The following is a 22,430-nucleotide window of genomic DNA, read 5'->3' as shown; positions in this document are numbered from 1 at the left end:
CTAACACCAGTTAACTTGTCGGGTGGATGAACCATTTCAATTCTATCTAAACAATTGCTGGAGTTCTGTCGTAACCACATCAGACAATTTTGGGTTGTGGAGTGCTCCTAAATACGGAGCTCTCATTGTATCTGACTAGTGAGCGTGGCATTAGCTAGAGCGGTTCTGTAAGTAACTGGTCGAGAGTCGTCATCAGTTTCTGATTTTTCTCCGTATTTAATGCATCAGCATGAGGGTCTTTAAATAGCCCTGAGTCATTATCAAAATACTTCCCAGAAGCGTTAGAAAACTCTTCCGATAGTGCCGCTCGGCATAAGATATCAGCGCCAATCCCTAAGTCATTACCTTCCAAACCATACGCATCTTTGACCAATTTACTGCCAAGAAATGAGGCCGGATTAACGGGAATGATTAGAGGCCCTTGATCTCTTAATTGGTGCGCAAGATGGATTGACCACATCGTTAACGCCAACTTACTTTGTGCGTAGATGGGGCCATCTAAAGCGTCAGGATTTGGGCTGACAAGTGCCTCGAGATCGACCGATGACTGAGCGGCTGAAGATAGATTGACGATGCGACCGTTGGCATCAAAAAGTGGTAGCAGCTTTTGAGTCAGTAAATAAGGGGCAATGGTGTTCACAACAAAACGTACATCAAGGTTGTCTGAGGTGGTGACTTCCGAAACCTTGTAGACACCAGCATTGTTAATGAGTACATCGAGCTGTTCATGCTTCGACTTTATTTGGTTGGCGAGGGCTTTAACTTCAGAAAGAGAAGAGAGATCAGCAACATAATTTTCGATAATCGCATCCTTGGATAATCGAGAAAGGCCGGCTTCTACTTTGCTGAGTTTTGTTGGGTTACGTCCATGGATAAGGATGTGATGCCCTTGTTGGGCTAACATTTTCGCGGTCTCTAAACCGATACCATCTGTCGCACCTGTAATCATGATCTTTTTTCGCATCTTCCTTCCTTGAATAAAGAGTCCGGACAACTTTTATAACAAAGTTTGATTGCACAAAGTTTCTACTACTTCACATGCTGAGATATAGAAAGTACGGATGTGTATTACGATTGAGAAACCGTGAAACAAGGGTGTGGCTTTTCATTTTATTTTCTTGATATCGAGTAAAGCTCAAATCAAAAAAGCCTCAACCAGTTTAATGGTTGAGGCTTGGTCGTATTAGCCTTGTTTCAGCCTATTTAGGCCAGTTTGACGTTGTAATTATTTTACCTAAGAGCTGCTTAGTGAGCGTGCTCGTGTGAATCTTGGTATAGCTCGGCATCAACTTCTTCGCCTTTGTTTGGACGAGGAACAATCTCAAAAGAGGTGTCAGCTTCTGTCAATGAAGACAGCAGTTTGTTAAGTGATGTCTTATCACCTTTCACGCCTGCTTGTCCGTCTTCTAACAGTTTTCCAAGGCTTGTTTTCTTAAGCACGATGTCAGACACGTCAGACTTATTGATGATCAGTGTTGTATCTGCATCTTGCAGCTCGTTCACTTGAATGTTGTTCAGGTTACCGTTAGACATTTCAACGTAGTAAAACTCTTGTACATCTGGTAGCTGAATATTCAACGTAAATGGTGTTTCTTGTGCCTTTAGCGAATCCACTTTAACTGCTAAGTAATCCAACAAGTTCTCAATGGTCATGTTAGCCAACACATCCGGAGATGCAGTCTTTGGTGCGCCCGGTTGTGTGCCAATGCGAAGCTCTTGAGCGCCGGTTAGGTAGATGTTTCTCCAACCTGCACCTTCTGATTGATAACCCAATTGCTCGTAAGTATCTGCCAATAAGCCACGTGCAACTTTGTTCTCTGGCTCAGCTTGAATCACCTTATTCAGTGCTGTTGCAACGAAGCGGTATTCACCTTCTTGGAAGTCTTGCTGTGCTTTTTCAATCACAGCGTCGCTGCCGCCCATGTACTCAACAAACTTCACTGACTCTGGCTTGATTGGTAATGGGTTTAGGTTCGCTGGGTTCATGTCGAAGTAACCAAGGTACATGTTGTACACAGCGCGAGCATTGTGAGAGTAGGTACCGTGGTAACCGTTGGTGTGCCAAGACTGTTGAATGCTGTTTGGCATGACCTTGTAAATCTCGTCCCCGATGTCTTGTAGAACCACACCGTTATTGGCTAAGCGAAGCGTTTGGTTATGAGTAAAACCGTAAGCGTCACGCTGCATTTTTAGGTAATCAGAGATCTCTTGTTCGCCCCAAATTGGCGATGAGTGAGACGCAAACAGCACCTCAGTATCTTCACCCCAAGTGACTAACATCTCGTTGATCTTCTTAGACCATTTCAAGCCGTCACGTACTTTAGCGCCACGCAGCGTGTACAGGTTATGCATGCCTTGGTAGGTCAGTTCGCCAGTCCAAAGTGCTTTCATGCTTGGAATGTAGGTCACCATTTCAGAGGCCGCTTCGGTACCTGAAGCATCCATGAATTGCATTTCTAAGCCGTCGATAACCAGAGTTTCAATCTCTTCGTTATGGTTCAGCTCGTAGTCTGGCAGTACGTAAGTAATGCTACCGGTTGATAGGCCTTTCGACAGTGCCGCATCAACAATACCGTGTTCGTGTCGGTTCAGGGTTGCGCCATATTGATAAGCGGTACGACGAGACATTGCATTACCTGCCAATACGTTTTCGTCGACGATTTCTTTAGTGATGTTTTTCGAACCGTACACTTTTACATCTGGGTACGCGTCTTTGATTGCTCTTGCGCCACCAAAGTGATCAGCGTGCGAGTGAGAGTAAATCATTGCAACGACGGGCAGTTCACCGCCATCAGGCACATTGCTCTTGAAGAATTTGAGAGATTTAGCGGCCGCTTCTTTGGTCAGGAGTACGTCATAAGCGATCCAACCGTTGTCACTACGAATGAAAGAGATAGACGCTAAGTCAGCACCTCGAACTTGGTAAACTTTACCCGGAACAACCTCATATAAACCTTCTGCCGCTTGGTTCAATACCGCTTGGCGCCACAGTGAAGGGTTTACTGAATCTGGTGCTTGGTCTGCATTCGTCACACTTGGATCGATGAAGTTAAAGCTATTACGAATGATGTCGCCCGTCTCTTGGTCGAAGCTAGCAATAAGACCCTTGTTGTTATTGTCGAAAGCGCGAGTGTCGGCAAAGTTAAGTGTTTTTGCGAACTCTTGGTTTGCCTTAGTCGTCATCTCGGTTGCGCTTTTGCCACCTTGATCGCCAATTTCGCTGAAGTGTGCGTGGTCATGGTTAGCTGCAATCGCCGGGAATGCCAGCGAGATAGCTAGGAACAGTGATGCATTTTTGAACGTGCGAGAAGTTTTCATAAGAGCCTCTTCATTTCAGAATTTTGTTTCGTTGAGGCGATTATAGGAATAAGACATATAGCAAAAAATAAAGTAAGCTTTATTTAATACATCACGATTGGCTATGTATTGAGTCATGCAATGGTTGAGGAGCGAAGACGAATCCTGACCAATGATTGATTAAGACCACATTGACAGGGAGAGTAACGGTGAGCGACGTGGAAAAGTTGGATTTAAATCTATTGAGCGTGTTCTTAGAAGTGTATCGATTAAAGTCGATCACGCTTGCATCAGAATCGCTTGGTATGACTCAGCCCGGGGTGAGTGGAGCCTTGAAGCGACTCCAATCTCAGCTTGATACCGACCTGTTTATTCGTGAAGGGCGCGGGATTATTCCGACCAACGCTGCGGTGCAATTAGCAAACCGAGTGGAACCGGCTCTTGAAGGCATAACCAGTGCAGTTAGTACCTTAAAGCAGTTCGATAATCAGCAGCATCATGTGTTTCGAATTCTGGTGAATGAGATCGGTTTAACCAAGCTTCAACCCCTTGTCGAGCAAGATGAAACGTTAGGAAATATCTCTATTGAGTTCAATATGGTGCCGAACAACGAAGAAGAGCTTCTTCAGAGTTTAAGCATGCAGCAAGCCGATTTGGCGATTGATATCCATTACCCGCAAGTTAATGGATATATGAAGCAGCCGATGATTGAAGATGAGTTGGTGCTAATTGCTCGAAAGGGGCATCCGAGAATCAATGGCTCTGTGACGCAAGAGCAATATTACAACGAAAAGCATGTTACTTTTAGAATGCGTCGAACCCGTTTATACACGGCAGATTATTTTACCAAGTCGCCACTGAAACAGAGAAAAGTGAGTGCCGAGTGTGACTCGCTGATGACCATGTGTGTGCTGGTATCGGGCTCAGATTGTGTCGGCAGCACATCGCGTGATTTTGCCAATCAATTTTCCGAATCCTTCCAGCTTCAAGTCCTTGATCAGCCGTTTGAAATCTTACCGATGCAGCAATACATGATCTGGCATAAGAGAACCGATTTGAATCCTGCTCATCAGTGGTTGAGAAACAAGATTCAACAATACATGGCTGATTAACGAGCCGCTCTTGCTGATCGTTTTTGTTTGGCGCTCTCTATCATCTTAGAAGGCGTCATACCGGTTACTAACATGGTACCTGTAATAACCAGAACCGATCCGAAAATAGTATTAAGGCCAATCGCTTCGTCTAAGAAAAGGTTGCCCCATAAGATGCCAAATACCGGAATGATGAAGGTTACGGACAGGGCTGAAGGTGCGCCGAGTTCAGAGACTAGATTGAAGTAAAGTAGATACGCTAACCCAGTACATACCGCGCCTAATAAGATAACTGACGTAGTGATCGTAACGTCGGGTGTTTCTCTCATTGGAATAAATAATACAAATGGCAAAACCAGCAACACCGCAGCCCACATGCTGCCATGAGCATTGTTGAATGCCTCAACTTTAGGGGCTTGTTTCGTATAGTTTGACGCTATTCCGTAGCTAAAGGCCGCCATCACTGCTGCAAAGATAGGAAGCATAGCCTCACGGCCAATGTTCATCGCATCCCAACCGACTAACACGCCAACTCCCGTTACCCCAATCCCAAGTCCCAATAGAACTTTCGCCTCGAGTGCTGTTTTGGTCCATATTGCACCAATGATTGCCGCCCATATTGGCGCGGTAGAGTTCAAGATGGCGAGTGTCGAGGCGTTAAGTGTCTGCGCGGCATAAGCGAAAAGCAAAAAAGGAAGTGTGGTGTTAAACAGCCCGAGAATGAAGAAGTGTTTAGCGTGATCATGAAAAGAGAGCTTCTTTTTTAAATAAAAAGAAACTAAAAGCAGAGTAAGTGCTGCAAACAGAACTCGCGCTTCAATCAAGACTGCGGGCCCTAATGGATTGGCCGCCATTCTCATGAAAAGAAACGAGCCTCCCCATATAGCAGCGAGAGTTATTAATTTTAGAAAGTTCACGGCTTATATCTCAGAATGTGTAAAACACTGACTATGTAGGAAAGATAACTATTACACAAACATAGATACCAATACTGTGCAGTTATGGACATAAAATCGAGCCCGTTAATCAGGAACAATTTCGATGAATTTCGTTCTGTTTATTGTTCTTAATTTGATGAGTAATCTAGCGTTAGACATCAAACTTAGGCAAACAAAATGAAGATTGAACACATCGCAATTTGGACCAAAAAACTCGACGTGCTGAAGCGATTTTATGAAGATTATTTCGGCGCGACATCGAACTCAAAATATCACAACCCAACTAAAGGGTTTTCTTCATACTTCCTCTCGTTTGAAACGGGAAGTCGTTTAGAGATCATGGAAATGGATTCTGTGCCTGAATCGAAAGATGATATTTATGACCAGTTCACAGGCTTCATTCATATGGCGATTTCATTAGGGTCGGAACAAGCGGTCGATCAACTGACTCAACGCTTGGTCGAAGACGGCTATGAACGCTTAGATGGCCCAAGAAGAACAGGTGATGGCTATTATGAGAGCTGTGTACTCGATCCGGATGGTAATCGTTTGGAACTTACCGTTTAATGTAGAGACTTAATTGAGTTACTCATCTACTAACGGAACTGAGGTATGACAATGATGAAGCTTGCTGTGACTTTCCTTTTTAGTCTTGGGCTTATGGGATGTGCTACCTCAGAACCGGTGTATGAGCAGGAGGCGGACTCAAAGCCTGAACCATCACAACCCATAGGTTACCTCGGTTTTAAAGCTCACCAAGAGTGGGCGATTCAATTCAATGATTGCACGGTCTACGATTTAATCGGTGCACAACCTTACCAGTGGTTTGATCGCACTTCAGCCTCTGTGAGCTGTTATACGTTTAAGCCAAACGATGCCATCGAGCCTTTATCTGTCTATGCCGACGCAAACTTCGACAGCAATAAGCTAGCCCCGATTCATAGACAGGATCTTAAGCTCTAAGCTATTTATTTAGATAGAAAAAAGGCTTCATTTATGATCAGATAATCGTCGCCAAACAAACCACCCATATCAACCGTGAAGCCGATGACGATTATCTCCCTACAAAAGCAGTTTAAGCAATTCTTTAATGCTGATAGCCTTCAAAAAATGGCGAAAAGTACAGGACTTATGAAGCGATGTCGGGCTATCTTACCCGACCAGCTAGTAGTAAGCCTAGTGGCCGCTTTGAGCAAAGGAAACTGCTCATCTATTGCCGATTTACTAAGGCAATTCAATGGGATGTGCTTAAGCGCTAAAGATACTGTGGCTTATAAGCCCTACCATAACCAGTTAAGAAAAGAAGAATTTCCGATATTCATGCGCCAATTGGCCATGCGAGCGATAGCTCAGTTTGCTCGCCAGCAGAGTGCCAACCTACCAGATAAACTCGCCACCTTTGATGATGTGCTGCTTCAAGATGGTAGCTCTTTCCACATTCATCGTGACCTTTCGAACGTTTACCCGAGCCGATTTAAACGCAATCCAGCCGCAGTTGAATGCCATATGACAATGTCTTTAAAAAGCTTTTCTCCAGTCGCAATGAGCATCAGCGCTGATACAGCATCAGAAAGAGACTTTTGCCCGCCCCAAAACAATGAGTAACAAATTGTTGTTGGCTGACGCAGGGTACCCTGACTTCCAATTCTTTACTGAGCTTGAACTGTATGGTGGTTTCTATATTTTCGAGGAGCAAAGTCCCTGAATCCTCATGTTATAGAAGCGAGAAACGGTCAGGGCCGGCATTTATCTAAACTAGAAGGAAAGAAGCTCAAAGACATCACTCGAGGTACTAATCGCTCACAGGTACTCGACCTTAAAGTTCGTAGTGGTAAGCAAGAATTTAGAGTGGTAAGACGTTGGTTTGCCGAAGAAAAGCGATTCTGTATTTGGTTAACTAACTTGCCTTCAGGTACCTATACTGCTGATGACATAATGGCGATCTACCGCTGTCGATGGCAGGTGGAGTTGCTTTTAAAGAATTAAAATCTCACACAAACTGGCAACGATTTGTCACCGCACAAAGGCCATCGTTGATGGGCTTATCTGGGCCAGTTTACTCTCGCTGATCATCAGGCGCAGTACTGCGCTTCAGATAATGCCATCGGTCTCGCTGTTTAAGGCGGCAAAAAATGTGGATGTGTGGCTGTTGCCCATATTTGAATGTATCAGCCACAAGGCATGGTCAGAAATAGGCAATAAACTGGAATGGGCCTCTAGCTATATATTTAAGAACGCACAAAAGTCCGCCCAGAGGAAGTCAAAGAAAAACATCACGTTAGACGGGATTTATGCTGGTCTTAATGCTTAAGGTTCAGTCTATGAGACCATTCTATCCCTGCTGACCTAACACTCTTCATGAGTCAAGACGGTTCGTTTCAAATCAATTAAACAATTTAGGAGGTCATAATGGAGATTGTTGTCGACAGCCATACTCATACATTGGCAAGTGGCCATGCCTATAGCACCATTATCGAAAATGCACTGGCATCGAAAAATAAAGGGCTAAAACTCCTTTGTACAACGGATCATGCTCCTGAAATGCCGGGAGCCCCCCACTACTGGTTTTTCAATAACCAAAGGATTTTGCCCCGCTTTCTGCACGATGTAGGTATCTTGCGTGGTGTGGAAGCCAACACACTGAACACTGCTGGAGAGTTGGATCTTCCTCCCTCTTCTTACCAACACTTAGACTGGGTGATTGCGAGCTTACATGAGCCAGTTTTCAAGCCATCGACAGAACAAGAACATACACAGGCGTTAATCAACGTCATTAAGAGTGGCCAAGTTGATGTGCTAGGGCACTTAGGGAACCCAAACTACAGGTTCTGATGCGCATTTCTGTGAAGAGATTGCTCATTTGGGTCTTGTAAAAGCATTACTTGAAAAGCACGGTGTGGAAGAAGACAAAATAATCACTACCTCAACATCCCGCTTTTTGAACTTTTTATTACTGCGCGGTAAGAGTCGAATCGAAGAATTTGCACACTTATATTAAGTGTGTTGCTGAGTTAATGATTACTGGTATCAAAAAGCCCAAAGCTAATAACTTTGGGCTTTTCCGTATTTGGTAACCAGCATTTTATAATAAATTGTAGAAAAGAGAATGCTTGGTGAATAGAGAACTGATTAGTGCATGCCTGAACGCATCTTGTCGGCGAGTGCAAAGAAGACAAAAATGACGAAGCATACTAGAGCAACACACAGTGAAGCTATGATTGTTGTTGCGTCTTTTGATATCAATGGAACAACGATAGAAGCTAATGCAACTAACATAACCAAGATATGAACGATTCGTCCGATGATTGGGTTTTTATGACAGAATGAAGCCCATAGGTAACGCATTTTTAACACCAGTATAATATTAGTGGGTTTATTCTATTTTCTTAATGAGTATTTTGTAAATAACATTTTGTTACAAGAACTAGTAAGTATGATCTAAGTCGTTTTAGTATAAAACTGATTAAATAACAGAAAGTTATTTGTATTATATACAATGTTTATCATCTAAATGAGAAACATAGTATTCCGTATTCTTTGGAATACTAAGTCAAATATTATTCAACTTTTTGTTTCTTGACTTAAGATCTCATTTATTGAGTGTTTTATTAAGAGAACGGTTGCGTATAGCCATTGATATCGTAAATGCCAACCAAATTTGAATCAGCCTAGAGCCTGTTATTCGTTTTATGTTATTTATCAAAGCGACTCCTCAAATTGAGAGCGAGGTAATCTTGTGAGTTGTTCGGTTTGATATACTCAGTACTCGTTCGATAAAGATGATGGAGATGATATGTCGAAAACCGCGAAGATCATTAATGAAGATAAGCTGGTAAAAAAAGCAGTTGAAGTCGGTTTTAAGATGGCAAAACTACAAGGTTTTGATTTGCCAAATTCATCCCAACCGATAAAGGTTAAAGCGGTGTACTTGTTCCTTGTTGAAGTCAATCAGATCACACCTCTCCCTGAGAGCAAGCTTGATGGTGCGAACATCAAGAAGCGTTTAGCACTCTGGCTTCATAATGCACTTCCTGACAATGACCCTTTGAAGTAAACCTTTCCTAAGCTGATATTCCTGAACTCGTTCCCTCTGAGTTCATTATTCATCGATATGTTAGATAAGAAACCTAGCGAGCTCTCGCTAGGTTTTTTGTTTTTTTAAGACAGGTATTTTAATAGTGGATAACGAGTCTCTGCCATTAGAAGCGTTGCTATCGACTCGACAGAATGTTCAGCATTGAGAGTTTTGGTGATTTATGTATGCCGCTTGTTTAGTAATCTGAGCATCGTTATTTTCTAATAACTCTAGCTTTCTTTTGGCGCTTATTCCGTTTAAGACATTTTCTTAAAATCCTCATCAATAAAATACATTAGAGCTCAAAATATTATTTAATTCATGGTGAACGCCACTAAATGTGATGTTTATCACTATTTTTTAATTTTTAAGGCTAAGCTGTTGATCTTATCAGGCAGTAAATGCTCATAATAAAAAGGAATTTAATTAGAGCTCAAAGGATTTTCTCGGTATGATTACATCAGCGCCTTGGATCTTGTATCCAGAGGTTGTAGAAAAAATGATTGAAAAGTGGAATTTTCGCGAGCCAGAAGTTTCGGATGGCAACAACATTTATCAATTAATTTCAGAGTGCCCTCCATTAGACACTAACTCTTCATATTGCAATTTCTTGCAGTCTACTCACTTTAGTAAAACTTGCATTTTAGTGGAGCATGAAGGTGACCTTGCTGGTTTTATTTCTAGCTACCGGAAACCTAGTGAGCCCAATGTTCTCTTTATTTGGCAAGTCGCGGTGGCGCCTAAGTTTAGAGGCAATGCTTTAGCCTACAAGATGTTGAACACCTTACTTAATCGAGAGTGCCTAAAGAGCATTGAAGCGATAGAAACGACTATCACTAAATCAAACCAAGCGTCTTGGGCACTATTCAAAAAGCTGGACGAAAAAAACGGTAACACCGGGCGAGTGACTACTTTCTTAGATGAAAACCTTCATTTTAACGGGCAGCACGATACCGAATATCTCTATCGAATTATCCTCGAATAATCAAACACTTATAGGAATTAAATAACGGCATTATCATGGATATTTTTAAGAAGCAGGAATCTAACGTACGTTCATACTCGAATAGTTTTCCAGTCACTTTTGCTAAATCAAAAGGCTGCTGGCTTGAAACAAAACAAGGTGATCGTTACCTCGATTTTCTTGCTGGAGCAGGATCTCTCAATTACGGTCACAACAATCCAATACTAAAGCAAGCTCTACTTGAGTACATTGAAATGGATGGAATTACACATGGCTTAGATATGCATTCAGAAGCCAAAGCTGAATTTCTAGAAGCTCTTAGTCGCTTTATTTTGGAACCTCGAGCATTAGATTACAAAGTTCAATTTACCGGCCCGACAGGAACAAATGCGGTTGAGGCAGCGATTAAATTGGCAAAAAAAGTGACAAGTCGAAGCAGTATTGTTGCATTTACCAATGGCTTTCATGGTTGTACGGCGGGGGCATTGGCTGCTACAGGCAACCAACACCACAGGCAAGGTGCGGGCTCAAATCTCAACAATGTTACGCGTTTGCCATTTGAAGGTTACGCTGGAATTGATGGTTTAAAATTATTTGAAACGATGTTAACCGATAATTCCGCTGGTATGGATAAACCTGCCGCCGTTTTATTGGAAACGGTTCAGGGTGAAGGCGGGTTAAATGTCGCTTCAAATGAATGGCTACAGAAGTTAAGCAAAATCTGTAAAGTCCACGATATCCTACTTATTGTGGATGATATTCAAGCCGGTTGTGGTCGAACAGGAACGTTTTTTAGCTTTGAACCTTCAGGCATAAAACCAGATATCGTTACGCTATCTAAGTCGATAAGTGGTTATGGCTTACCGATGGCTGTGGTTTTATTAAAGCCTGAACTAGACAAGTGGGAGCCGGGAGAACACAACGGTACCTTCCGTGGTAACAACCATGCGTTCATTACTGCTGCGAAAGCGTTAGAAATGTATTGGTCAAATGATGATTTTGAAAACCATATTCAACGTAGCTCAAGCATGGTCGATGATGTCATTCAACGCAATCTCAAGCGTTTCCCTGAGTTATTTGTTCAACGCAAGGGACGCGGAATGATGATTGGCATTGAATGTAAAGATGGGAACACAGCTGATGAGATTGCGAAAGTGTGTTTTGACAAGGGCATGGTAATTGAAACCGCAGGTCCAAACGATGAAATCTTGAAGTTCTTTTGTCCATTAACCATTTCAGAATCGGAATTGATGCAAGGTTTAACTATGTTCGAAGACTCAGTTGAAGTGGTAGCAACCAAGCATTTCAAGAAAGCATCGTAATAGGGAGAGTAAAATGATTGTTAGAACACTTGATGAATGTCGTAATAGTGAAAGACGTATTGTATCGGATAACTGGGAAAGTACTCGCATGTTATTGAAAGATGACAATATGGGATTTTCTTTTCATATCACAACAATCTACGAAGCGACAGAAACACATATCCATTACCAAAACCACTTGGAGTCTGTGTTTTGTATGAGTGGTGAAGGGGAGATTGAAGTCGTTGGTGGTAAAACTTACCCAATCAAACCCGGTACGCTGTACATCCTAGATAAGAATGACGAGCATTATTTACGCGCATATAAAAACAAAGAAATGACAATGGCTTGTGTGTTTAACCCACCAATTACTGGCGCTGAAGTACACGATGAAAACGGCGTTTATCCACTCGTTGATTAACCCATATCTTCAGGGGTGATATCTCACCCCGCTCCCTATTATTTCGTCTTTAATCTCTTCAAGAACAAAAGGTCTTTTATGACATTTACCGTAGAAAAAATCGGCGGTACATCAATGACAGCATTTGATGCTGTGCTCGACAATATTATTCTCCGCCCTCAAAATCCGTATAACCGAATCTTTGTTGTGTCCGCATACAGCGGTATGACGGATGCATTGTTGGAATGTAAAAAAACAGGTAAGCCTGGTATCTATCAATTGATAGCGATGCGTGACGATTCGTGGAAGGATGCTCTATCTTATATTGAACGCCGCATGCTATTGACCAATGAGCATATTTTTGCGGATCCAATGAATCGTATGAGAGCCGATAAGTTCATCCGGTCTCGTATTTCAGAAGCTAAAAACTGTATCACTAACATTCTTGAAACGTGTCAATACGGACAGTTTTCACTGAGACATTATTTACCACAGATTAGAGAGTTTCTTTCTTCAATTGGAGAGTCACATAGTGCATACAACACGGCTCTTAAATTAAAAAACATTGGTATAAACTCGACCTTTGTTGACCTTTCTGGTTGGGACAACAAAACCCCTCAAAGTTTGGACGATACCATTAGAGAGGCTTTCTCTGACATTGATGTTACTGAGGAGCTTCCCATAGTAACTGGTTATGCATATTGCAAAGAAGGTTTGATGCATACTTATGATCGTGGTTACAGTGAGATGACGTTTAGTCGTATCGCTACTATTACTGAGGCATCATTGGCGATCATCCATAAGGAGTATCATTTTAGTTCGGCTGACCCAAAAGTCGTTGGTGTAGGTTCGGTTAAACCGATTGGGGCAACCAATTATGATGTTGCCGATCAACTGGCTAACCTTGGTATGGAAGCTATTCACTCTAATGCGGCTGCTGGGTTACGAGAAAGTGGCATAGAACTGCAAATCAAAAACACTTTCGAGCCAGAACATGAGGGAACACTGATTTCTTCTGATTACCGACCAGACACTAATCACATTGAGATCATTGCCGGAAAACAGAAGGTATATGCGTTACACGTTTTTGACCAGGGAATGGTCGGTAAGGCGGACAATGTTAGTTATGAGTTAATGGAGATTATCGCAGATGCTAGAGTGAGCCTTATCGGTAAAGAGATGAACGCCAATTCTATTACCTATTATCTAGGTGGTAGCACCGAGAGTTTAAACAAGGTGTCTTATAAAGCTGAGAAACGTTACCCTCAGGCATCTATTTCAGGTCGAATGGTCGCTATAATTTCAGCGATCGGTTCTCAAATTGATACCAATAAAACGCTCGCTAATGGTGTATTGGCTTTGATGAATCATAGTGTTACGCCTATTGCATTACATTCGTCTATGAGAAACGTAAATGTGCAATTTGTTGTGAGTGATGACAAGTATCAACAAGCGATTTGCGCGTTGCATGAAGAGTTCTTTGATCAAGATAAAAGAACCGAGACATCGGTGAATGCAGCATAAAATGTAACAGTGGAGGGCTCACCCTCCACTGTTACATTTTCATGGGCTTTGTTGCGTAATTCAATGGAACTAAATCAAGAACCTACGATCTGATCAGCTACCTCCACCCTCTCTCGTAGCCCTATGCTTAAGCCTCGTTACAAAACAACCAACTGGAAGCAATACAACCAATCACTCATTAACCGTGGCTCTCTGACCTTTTGGATTGATGAAGAAGCAATAAGCGGGTGGGCGCAAAGTAAACAGAATAAGCGCGGGAGGCCGCGTCGGTTCAGTGATTTAGCTATCACGACAGCACTCATGGTGAAACGAGTTTTTTCTATGCCATTGAGAGCGCTGCAAGGATTTATCGACTCGATATTTAGGTTAGCCCATGTACCGTTAAGTTGTCCGCATTACACCTGCATCAGTCGTAGAGCCAAGCAAGTTGAGGTTTCATTTAAGACTAAAACGAGAGGAGCGATACAGCACCTAGCTATTGATGCTACTGGCCTTAAGGTTTATGGCGAAGGTGAATGGAAAGTCAAAAAACATGGGACGGATGGCAAGCGTAGAGTCTGGCGAAAGCTTCATATTGCCGTCGATACCAACACTCATGAGATCATTGCCGCTGAGCTAAGTTTATCGACGGTTACAGATGGAGAAGTACTCCCTAACTTACTGAAACAAACACGCCGAAGTATCCTTGAGGTGTCTGGTGATGGCGCTTACGACACGAGAGCGTGTCACGCTGCTATTAAGATTAAGGGAGCTATTGCGCTTATTCCCCAAGAGAAGGGCTGCCTTCTGGGAGCGAGGTCACCCTCGAAATCTCGCCGTGGGTTGCCAGAAATTATACGGCTCAAATAAGTATTGGAAAGAGCGGTATGGATACCACAAACGTTCACTCTCAGAAACAGCGATGTATCGAGTTAAACAGTTGCTAGGAGGGAAACTGAGCTTAAGAAATTACAATGCCCAGGTGGGTGAAACTTACGCGATGATAAAAGCGTTGAACAAGCTTACTGGGTTAGGTATGCCTGAAACTTGTCGTGTTGACTAAAAAACAAGCGAAACGGGTTGCTCTATCTCTAAATTTAATTACGCAACAAAGCCGTATCACGCACTGTATGACAAGGTTGCGATTCAAATTAGCCGACGAGTCTCTGGTAGACGAAGAAGCGATCAAGCAGATCGCTGATGTGAAAGGTGTGGTACTTCAACAAGGTCAAACTCAAGTCATCATCGGTGTTGAAGTAGAGAAGTGGTTTAACGCGCTATCAAACACTCAACAAGCTGACGCTAATCCGGCTGATGAGCTAGAGAAAGGCAAACTGTTCCAAGGCGTGATGCGCATTGTCGCGGGTATCTTCGGCCCTGTAGTCCCAGCGATTGCCGGTGCAGGTATGTTGATGGGCTTACTTTCTGGCCTTATCGCAACCAATGTTATCTCTGAAACCTCAGACACGGTTTATTTCTTCCGTTCAATTTCTGTCGCTGTGTTCTTCTTCTTGCCTATGCTGGTCTCTTTCTCTGCCGCTAAGGTATTCAAAGTAAACGAGTACATCGCACTTGCTGTCTCCTCTGCAATGCTAGCCCCCAAGCTAGTAGATAAAGCGGCGATGCTAAAAGAGGCTGGCGCTGCACCAGAGCTGACGGTGCTAGGCGTAGTACCCATTGAGCTGCTTAACTACGGTGGCGCTATCGTACCCGCGATTCTCGCTATCTGGTTACTATCGAAAGTGACACCTCTGGTTGACCGACTGGTACCCTCTTCAGCGAAACCAGTATTTACACCACTGCTTGCCTTTACGGTGACTTCTACTATCACGCTATCATTTGTTGGCCCTGCAGGAATCTGGCTAAGTAATGGCGCGGGTTGGGTAATGAGCTCGCTACTGGAAATCTCTCCGACGCTAACGGGTTTTGTGTTTGGTCTAACTCGCCCGATTACCATCGTATTTGGTATCCACCACAGCATGACGCCAATCAGCCTCAACAACTTTGCACTGTATGGTAAGGATCTACTAATGCCTATCATGTGTTTGGGTAACATGGCGATTGCGGGTGCAACCATGGCTATCTGGCACAAACAACGTAAAACGGTTTCTAAAGAGCAATCTTCAATTACGATGGGCTCAAGTGTTACCGCTATCTTAGGCATCACGGAGCCGGCTCTATTTGGTGTACTCATGAAATACACCAAAGCGATGATGACCGCGAGTTTAGCTGCAGGTGTGTTCGGTGCTATCTCGGTAACAATCGATACGCACTTAACAAGCTACATTCTCTCTTCTGTATTCAGCTTGCCAGCTTACCTTGCAGGCGGTACGCAAAACTTCATTCAAGCACTGATGGGCGTGGTGGGTGTGTTCGCACTCTCTTATGTTCTAACGCTGTTGTTCGTGAAACTAGACAACAAGTAACACTCCCTCTCAAGCTATTGGGAAAAGAATCAACGTGGCTACTTTCCTTGTAGCCACGTTCCATCATTTATACCTAGCAATACCAATCTTTCTGTAAGGGCACACTATGAGCCACATTGCGATTATCGGCGAGTGCATGATAGAACTGAACGGCGCTCCATTCGGTACCATGCAACAGACCTATGGTGGGGATACGCTCAACGCCGCTGTTTATTTGAACCGAAGTGCCATCAGCCATTCCTGTTCGTCAGATACACCTATGATTCGTACCAGTTATGTCACAGCGCTAGGCTCAGACGCTATCAGTCAGCAGATGCTTAACCGATGGCAGGATGGAGGGCTATCAACTGATTTCGTACTGATTGACGAGCAGCGCTCGCCAGGCCTGTATCTGATTCAATTGGATGACGTTGGTGAACGCACATTTCTGTATTGGCGTAATGATTCGGCTGCTCGCTACATGGTACAGCACCCAGATTTCGACAAAATAACCGCCCAACTTGAAGATGTCGATATGGTGTTTTTGAGTGGAATCTCTCTGGCGATCTTGCCTCATGGCGATCTTGCCTCATGGCGATCAGCTAAAGTTACTCACTATCATCCAAGGTCTACGTGAACGTGGCGTGGCCATCGCCTTTGATAGTAACTACCGACCAAAGTTGTGGGACTCACAAGACGCAACCAAAGAAGCTTATCAGCTTGCCTATAAAGCGACAGATATCGCCTTGGTAACCTTCGACGATGAGCAACTTTTATGGCAAGACACCCAGCCACAAGACACCATAAAAAGACTGCATGCACTCGGCGTCAAAACTGTTGTTGTAAAGCTTGGTGCTGAAGGCTGCTTGATCAGTGAAAGCCCCAAAGATGTGCCAATAAAAGTCACAACAACACCTGTCGAAACTGTGGTTGATAGCACCTCTGCAGGCGACTCTTTTAACGGTGGTTTCTTATCTTGTTATCTCTCTGGAGGTTCTGTTTCAGAAGCCTGCCAACAAGGTAATGCACTCGCGAGACTAGTGATTCAGCACCACGGTGCAATTATTCCAAAAGCCATCACCGATACTCTTTCAAACCCTATTAAGAAGTAAACCATGCCTACAATTAATGACCAATTAAAAGCACTTAAAGTTATCCCAGTTATCGCGATTGATAACGCAGAAGATATTATTCCATTAGGTAAAGTCTTGGCTGAAAATGGGCTGCCAGCAGCAGAAATCACGTTCCGCTCAGAAGCCGCTGTTGAAGCGATTCGACTGTTACGAGAAGCTCAGCCAGACATGCTGATTGGTGCCGGAACGATTTTGAATGGTGAACAAGCTCTAGCCGCGAAAGAAGCGGGCGCAACATTCGTGGTATCACCGGGCTTTAATCCAAACACTGTTAAAGCATGCCAAGAAATCGGTATCGATATCATGCCGGGTGTGAACAATCCAAGCACCGTTGAAGCTGCATTGGAGATGGGCTTAACAAACTTGAAGTTCTTCCCAGCAGAAGCTTCTGGCGGTATCAGTATGGTGAAATCGTTAGTCGGACCTTATGGCGACATTAGACTCATGCCTACAGGCGGTATCACGCCATCAAACATCGATAGCTACTTAGCCGTGCCTCAAGTATTAGCCTGCGGTGGTACGTGGATGGTCGACAAGAAGCTGGTTGAAAACGGAGAGTGGGATGAGATTGCCCGCCTAACGCGCGAGATTGTTGAGCAAGTGAATCACTAGTCTATGTCATTCAGGTAAACAGAGCCTGTTTAATTTCTAACAATAAAGCCACAGCACTTTGGTGGGGCTTAATTATATGATCCGCCTCACTCTCAAGCCCTTAAGCTTAGAGTCGGCTCTCAGAGTGAGGTGAACCAAATATCTTCTATCCATACTTTAAGTATCGACCTAGGTAAACATTGCTTCTATGCTATCGCACATAACCGTTGTGAGGTGGAGGCGCTTCGTCGCAACCGACTCTTAACCTTTCTAAGTGAAATAGAACCAGCAACTATTGCTTTTGAAGCCTATAGCGATACTAGTTTGATCTCACACAGAGTTTAACCTCAGCCAGCTGTCCAAAAAGGAGTCATAAAGCAACAGAACTCTGTTTTGAACAAGACAAAGGAATCGTGAACTGATGCTTGAATTACCATTGATTGCGAAGAGTGTTGTGAGTCATTTTCAGCAGTGCGTCCGAGAAGATAAGTCATTAGCTCCATATCACGCCGCGATAGAAGCGCTCGCAGTTCAAGTGAGCATGCCATTCTCAATGGATACTTCACCTGCTCAATATGTCCCGTTTAATGTGTTTACTCAGTTCTTAGAGGGGTTGAGGAATATATTACCATCAGAGGTGTTTGTTTCTTCGTTATTAGGCAGTGCTCAACGTGCCGCTCTCGAACTCGATTTTTCCAACCTTTCAGCTCAAGGTTTTCTCTCCCTTTTTCCGTTTGAACAATGGTCAGTCGAATCGTCTTCACAGTCATTAAAGCTTTCATTTCTAGTATTTAATAGCTCGCTCAATGGTATTGAAGCCGAGCTGTTTTTGATCGTGTATAGCCACGCCTACTTTAAATCTCAGCAGACTGATATTGATAAGCCAATTCGCTACGACTTAGTTTCGGTGTCGGCGAGTACGTTAAGTGAGTTGAGAATACAAACGGAAACGCCACAGTACCTAGGTCAATCTGAGACGTGCATTTCGTATAGCCCCATTGATCGAGATTGCTCAATCAAAGCGGTATCAACGGCTACTACTTCTACCTTCAAGGTGACACAAGCATTACTTCCTTATATCGGTCGAGTAGATGTAGATTTGGTCTCGTTTAGTCAGATAAACCGAATGGGTAAGCGTACAATTCAAAGGGCGCTTAGTGAAGAGGGGACGACCTTTCGAACCATTAAAGAGGCTCTGTCTTTTGAATTCGCCAAGCGTGTTATGACTGAGCAAGATTATTCGATTTCAGATATTGCACTTCACTTGGGATACGCAGATGCCTCACAATTTATAAGAGCGTTTAAGCGAGCAAATGGAATTACACCTTATCAATGGAAGAAAGGCCATGTTGGGTGATAAACATTGCCTTTCTTAGATTGCTTCTGAACTAGTCGCTTTGTTGCTCAGTATTCAAATGCCGAATCAACTTGGCTGGAGTGCCACCGTATAAGCAGTCTGGTGGTACATCACTATTAACCACTGAGTTCGCTGCGATAACAGAGCGTGCGCCAATCGTAACTCCTTGGTTGATGACCGAGTTTCCGCCAATCCAAACATCATCTTCGACTGTAATAGGTAGACAGAAAGTCTCCCACTTACGACGACTGAGGTGATCCAGTGAGTGAAAGGCTGTGTAAAATTGGGCACTTGGCCCCACCAATACATTGTTGCCAATTTTGATATTCGCGCCATCAAGCATCACCACGTTCATGTTGATAAAGGTGTCGTCACCAATTTCGATGGTTTTGCCAAACTCACAATGAAAAGGGGGACGGACAACGCTGCTTCCTACTTTACCAAACAGATTAGCCTGAAGACTTGGTAGTTGAGTATCGTCTGAACATTGATTCAAGTCTGATAGCGCCTTGCTGGCGTGAGTGCGCATGTGGTCAATCTCATGGTCTGCGCCATCAAAAATCTCGCCGGACAGCATTTTCTCGAGTTCTGTTTTCGTTTTCATCCCTTGCACCTCACTAGGGCGTGTTGATCTTTCGTGAGTGTTTTTTGAACAGCATGGTAAAGAGTTATAATTTGCTTCGCCAAAAGTAAAACCATAACCAATACCATGCCAAGAACAATGCTAACTGATATTCGCTGGGAACTGCTACTCCAAGTTATGAAAAGTACAGGTCGTATTTACGATAAAACTGAACATCGAATGACATTTGAAGGAATACTTTATCGAATGAGAACAGGTATTCCTTGGCGAGATCTACCCTCTGAGTTCGGAGAGTGGAGTACCGTTTACAGACGATTTAATCTTTGGTCAAAGAAAGGGATTTTAGATAATCTTTTCAAAAGCTTATCTAACATGGCTGATTTTGAATGGTATTTCTTGATGGCTCTATAGTTAGAGCACATCAGCATAGTACAGGTGCAGCTACTGAAAGTTCAGAGCAAATAGGAAAAAGTCGCGGGGGCAACTCAACCAAAATTCACTTAGCCGTAGATAGTGGTGGCCTGCCGATTTGCTTTGATTTATCAGAGGGACAACGCCACGATATAGTGCATGCCGAAAGCTTAGTTGAGCAACTCGATGAAGTTAATACCATCGTTTGTGATAAAGGATATGACAGCGAACCTTTCCGTATTTTTGTTAAGGAACGTGGCGGAGAAACGGTAATTGCTAAACGCAATTACGGACAAGATATAGACAAAGACAGTATGGATTGGTGTTTATACAAGTATCGTCACTTGGTCGAAAATGCCTTTGGGAGAATTAAGCATTATCGAGCTATTTCAAGTAGATATGACAAGCTAGAAAGGAATTATGCCAGCATGTTATCGCTGGCATTCATGTTAATGTGGCTACCGATGTATTGTTGAACGCGAAATGTACAGCAAAGATCAACACGCCCTAAAGACTAAAGAAAAAGCCCTACCGGACTCAGTGCCGATAGAGCTTATTCGAAATTGCCAACATTATGCAGCATTGAGATCAAACGTCAGTGTTTGTTCTGCTGCACATACTTCAACAGGCCTGCCATAGGATTGGTATTCAAGCGCAAGTTTGTCCGCTACTACGCGAGATACTGTTGCAGTGATCCACATGCCTTTGCCCATTACTTGATATTTAAGCGTTCTCATTTCCATAGTCATCACCGTTCTCCTTCTATATTGGCTGCGCGAAGTCTATAGCACCTCTGAGGGCTGAAATTTCGAATTAAGCTCAAATTCTTTATAAAATGGCTCACTGTTTGCGCTTGGCTCAAAACTCAATCAACTAAGGGAAAACGGTTTCGTTCTGGAAGCAAAATCACTCTTTAAGTCTCTGTATTATAATCGAATTAAAATTGACCAGAAAAACAATGTAAGAGATCTCTTACAACATTATCAGAGATCACACTAGGTAAAAACTTCTCACTAGAAGCCAGACTTGTGTGGTGATTGTGTGCGTTTTTGGTTGCGCTGTTGAAGCAAGGTTTGTTTAGTTTTGTATGTGAAATATTCTAATTTATTTAGCGTATGGTCCTGCTTTTAAATTCAAACCACAGTTTTATATGTTGCTGTGCTTCTTTTATTCAAACCGATACGCTATTTGATTTTGGTCATTAACCTTTCGCTCATTAGTTTGCACTATCTATACGTGTTCTGTTCCACATAAACGAGATGTATAGAGGTCCTTATGACTAATCCAACCAAAACCGATCGTAAAGTCACGATCGGCAGCTATATCGCACTCGCGTTCGCGACTGTGTTCTTTTCAGGTTTAATGCAGTCCAATGAATGGTATGGAGTGTTCGATTTTACAACGCTCAACGGTTCATTCGGTAAGGTCGCTTACGATGTGAGTGAAACTGCCGATGGTATTCAAGCGGCAACGACGTCACTGCGTGGTAAAGGCGGTAGTGGTGCTCGCGACGGTTTCATTTTTGCTTTGACACTTATTCCGACCGTAATGTTTGCACTGGGTATGATCAACGTACTTGAGCATTACGGTGCACTGGATGCAGCTCGTAAACTGCTGACACCTCTGCTTCGCCCTCTGATGGGTATTCCGGGTAACTCAGGCTTGGCACTGATCGCGTCTTTGCAAAGTACCGATGCTGGCGCAGCGATGACACGTCAGCTGAAAGATGAAGGGCATCTCACTAAGCGTGAAACCGATGTGTTCACCATGTTCCAGTTTACGGCGGGTGCGGCGATCGTTAACTTTTTCTCTTCAGGTGCGGTGCTGTTCACTCTAACCGCGATGGACGGCTCTTTAGCGGTGACGTCGTCAATTGGTTTGGCTGTCGCTGTGATGTTTATCTTTAAGTTTATCGGCGCGAACCTGTTCCGTATTTACCTCAACATTACTGAAGGCAAAGAAGACAAACCAAAATCAGACAAAGAACAAAAACTGGAAGAGGAAGTAGCATAATGAGCGAAGTTAAAGCAAAGAAACCAATGGTTACTGATATTTTCGTTGAAGGTGCTAAGAAAGGCTGGGTTATTGCGACTACCTCTACAGTACCAAATGTTCTGATGGCATTTGTGATCATCAAGGCATTGCAGATAACGGGTGCGCTGGATTTGATGGGCAGTGTATTTGCTCCGATCATGGCGGTATTTGGTTTGCCTGGCGAAGCGGCAGCGGTATTGATCGGTGCGTGGATGTCGATGGGTGGCGCGGTGGGCGTGGTTATCACGCTGTTTGATCAAGGTATTTTGAACGGCAACCATATCGCTATCTTGGCGCCTGCTATCTACTTGATGGGCTCTCAAGTGCAATACATGGGTCGTATCCCT

17 protein-coding genes and 7 pseudogenes are annotated in these 22,430 nt (G+C 43.4%); 18 read left to right on the top strand and 6 right to left on the bottom strand.

Annotated features, from left to right (window positions below; genetic code table 11):
* Window positions 1–154: 154 nt before the first annotated feature.
* Both OCV19_RS22195 and OCV19_RS22190 read right to left on the bottom strand, forming a co-directional pair.
* Complete coding sequence (locus OCV19_RS22195; protein ID WP_065675925.1) at window positions 155–964, bottom strand: SDR family NAD(P)-dependent oxidoreductase; 810 nt, start codon at window positions 962–964, stop codon at window positions 155–157.
* A 281-nt stretch (window positions 965–1,245) separates the two neighbouring features.
* On the bottom strand, window positions 1,246–3,318 hold the full coding sequence (locus tag OCV19_RS22190; RefSeq protein WP_065675924.1) for an alkyl/aryl-sulfatase: 2,073 nt from the start codon (window positions 3,316–3,318) through the stop codon (window positions 1,246–1,248).
* 188 nt (window positions 3,319–3,506) lie between these two features.
* Between OCV19_RS22190 and OCV19_RS22185 the strand changes: the two genes are divergently transcribed.
* A complete protein-coding gene (locus OCV19_RS22185) occupies window positions 3,507–4,409 on the top strand; it encodes a LysR family transcriptional regulator (RefSeq protein ID WP_065675923.1) in 903 nt (300 codons plus the stop codon).
* Here OCV19_RS22185 and OCV19_RS22180 read toward each other — a convergent pair.
* A complete protein-coding gene (locus OCV19_RS22180) occupies window positions 4,406–5,305 on the bottom strand; it encodes a DMT family transporter (protein ID WP_083994282.1) in 900 nt (299 codons plus the stop codon). The two genes, OCV19_RS22185 and OCV19_RS22180, sit on opposite strands and share 4 nt — an antisense overlap.
* 198 nt (window positions 5,306–5,503) lie before the next feature.
* Between OCV19_RS22180 and OCV19_RS22175 the strand changes: the two genes are divergently transcribed.
* The 4 genes and pseudogenes from OCV19_RS22175 (at window position 5,504) to OCV19_RS22160 (ending at window position 8,324) form a co-directional block, all read left to right on the top strand.
* Window positions 5,504–5,893 (top strand): VOC family protein, encoded by a 390-nt coding sequence (locus OCV19_RS22175; protein WP_065675922.1) that lies wholly within the window; start codon window positions 5,504–5,506, stop codon window positions 5,891–5,893.
* Between the two features lie 51 nt (window positions 5,894–5,944).
* Window positions 5,945–6,271, top strand: a pseudogene (locus OCV19_RS22170) (hypothetical protein); the annotation flags it as partial.
* 102 nt (window positions 6,272–6,373) lie between these two features.
* Window positions 6,374–7,637, top strand: a pseudogene (locus OCV19_RS22165) (IS4 family transposase).
* Between the two features lie 98 nt (window positions 7,638–7,735).
* Window positions 7,736–8,324, top strand: a pseudogene (locus OCV19_RS22160) (phosphatase).
* A gap of 131 nt (window positions 8,325–8,455) precedes the next feature.
* On the opposite strand, the gene OCV19_RS22155 reads toward OCV19_RS22160, so the two are convergent.
* Window positions 8,456–8,671 (bottom strand): hypothetical protein, encoded by a 216-nt coding sequence (locus OCV19_RS22155; protein WP_017065847.1) that lies wholly within the window; start codon window positions 8,669–8,671, stop codon window positions 8,456–8,458.
* 448 nt (window positions 8,672–9,119) lie between these two features.
* Between OCV19_RS22155 and OCV19_RS22150 the strand changes: the two genes are divergently transcribed.
* The 10 genes and pseudogenes from OCV19_RS22150 (at window position 9,120) to OCV19_RS22105 (ending at window position 19,055) form a co-directional block, all read left to right on the top strand.
* On the top strand, window positions 9,120–9,380 hold the full coding sequence (locus OCV19_RS22150) for a DUF5062 family protein (RefSeq protein ID WP_065677671.1): 261 nt from the start codon (window positions 9,120–9,122) through the stop codon (window positions 9,378–9,380).
* A 472-nt stretch (window positions 9,381–9,852) separates the two neighbouring features.
* Window positions 9,853–10,386 (top strand): diaminobutyrate acetyltransferase, encoded by a 534-nt coding sequence (ectA, locus tag OCV19_RS22145; protein WP_065677672.1) that lies wholly within the window; start codon window positions 9,853–9,855, stop codon window positions 10,384–10,386.
* A 35-nt stretch (window positions 10,387–10,421) separates the two neighbouring features.
* Complete coding sequence (gene ectB, locus OCV19_RS22140; RefSeq protein WP_065677673.1) at window positions 10,422–11,687, top strand: diaminobutyrate--2-oxoglutarate transaminase; 1,266 nt, start codon at window positions 10,422–10,424, stop codon at window positions 11,685–11,687.
* A 13-nt stretch (window positions 11,688–11,700) separates the two neighbouring features.
* Window positions 11,701–12,087 carry an ectoine synthase gene (locus OCV19_RS22135; protein ID WP_010431969.1) on the top strand — a complete coding sequence of 129 codons (387 nt, stop codon included), beginning with the start codon at window positions 11,701–11,703 and terminating at the stop codon, window positions 12,085–12,087.
* Between the two features lie 78 nt (window positions 12,088–12,165).
* Window positions 12,166–13,590: an aspartate kinase gene (locus tag OCV19_RS22130; protein ID WP_065677674.1), complete on the top strand. Its 1,425-nt coding sequence runs from the start codon at window positions 12,166–12,168 to the stop codon at window positions 13,588–13,590.
* A 123-nt stretch (window positions 13,591–13,713) separates the two neighbouring features.
* Window positions 13,714–14,632 (top strand): annotated as a pseudogene (locus OCV19_RS22125) (IS5 family transposase).
* 55 nt (window positions 14,633–14,687) lie between these two features.
* Window positions 14,688–15,995 (top strand): annotated as a pseudogene (locus tag OCV19_RS22120) (PTS transporter subunit EIIC); the annotation flags it as partial.
* Between the two features lie 106 nt (window positions 15,996–16,101).
* Window positions 16,102–17,086, top strand: a pseudogene (locus OCV19_RS22115) (sugar kinase).
* Window positions 17,087–17,089: 3 nt separating this feature from the next.
* Complete coding sequence (locus OCV19_RS22110) at window positions 17,090–17,719, top strand: bifunctional 4-hydroxy-2-oxoglutarate aldolase/2-dehydro-3-deoxy-phosphogluconate aldolase (RefSeq protein ID WP_065676559.1); 630 nt, start codon at window positions 17,090–17,092, stop codon at window positions 17,717–17,719.
* A gap of 400 nt (window positions 17,720–18,119) precedes the next feature.
* The gene (locus tag OCV19_RS22105; protein WP_065676558.1) at window positions 18,120–19,055 is read left to right on the top strand and encodes a helix-turn-helix domain-containing protein; all 936 of its coding nucleotides are present in this window, start codon (window positions 18,120–18,122) and stop codon (window positions 19,053–19,055) included.
* A 31-nt stretch (window positions 19,056–19,086) separates the two neighbouring features.
* Here the strand turns inward: OCV19_RS22105 and OCV19_RS22100 are convergent, their stop codons facing one another.
* Window positions 19,087–19,659 carry a sugar O-acetyltransferase gene (locus OCV19_RS22100; RefSeq protein WP_065676557.1) on the bottom strand — a complete coding sequence of 191 codons (573 nt, stop codon included), beginning with the start codon at window positions 19,657–19,659 and terminating at the stop codon, window positions 19,087–19,089.
* Between the two features lie 105 nt (window positions 19,660–19,764).
* On the opposite strand from OCV19_RS22100, the gene OCV19_RS22095 reads away from it, so the two are divergent.
* Window positions 19,765–20,525, top strand: a protein-coding gene (locus tag OCV19_RS22095) for an IS5 family transposase (RefSeq protein WP_261875687.1) whose coding sequence is annotated in 2 segments (ribosomal slippage) — window positions 19,765–20,029 and window positions 20,029–20,525 — 762 coding nt in all. Because the reading frame shifts where the segments join, the coding sequence is not laid out codon by codon here.
* 96 nt (window positions 20,526–20,621) lie between these two features.
* Here the strand turns inward: OCV19_RS22095 and OCV19_RS22090 are convergent.
* Complete coding sequence (locus OCV19_RS22090; protein WP_167352295.1) at window positions 20,622–20,798, bottom strand: hypothetical protein; 177 nt, start codon at window positions 20,796–20,798, stop codon at window positions 20,622–20,624.
* A 526-nt stretch (window positions 20,799–21,324) separates the two neighbouring features.
* On the opposite strand from OCV19_RS22090, the gene OCV19_RS22085 reads away from it, so the two are divergent.
* Window positions 21,325–22,062 carry a nucleoside recognition domain-containing protein gene (locus OCV19_RS22085; RefSeq protein ID WP_065677730.1) on the top strand — a complete coding sequence of 246 codons (738 nt, stop codon included), beginning with the start codon at window positions 21,325–21,327 and terminating at the stop codon, window positions 22,060–22,062.
* Window positions 22,062–22,427, top strand: a pseudogene (locus OCV19_RS22080) (YjiG family protein); the annotation flags it as partial. The gene OCV19_RS22085 and the pseudogene OCV19_RS22080, both read left to right, overlap by 1 nt.
* Window positions 22,428–22,430 lie beyond the last annotated feature (3 nt).

Origin of the sequence: Vibrio celticus (assembly GCF_024347335.1) — a bacterium.
GTDB classification, from domain to species: Bacteria; Pseudomonadota; Gammaproteobacteria; order Enterobacterales; family Vibrionaceae; genus Vibrio; species Vibrio celticus.
The sequence above is the reverse complement of the archived record's forward strand: the minus strand, read 5'-3'. Positions and strand labels throughout refer to the sequence as shown.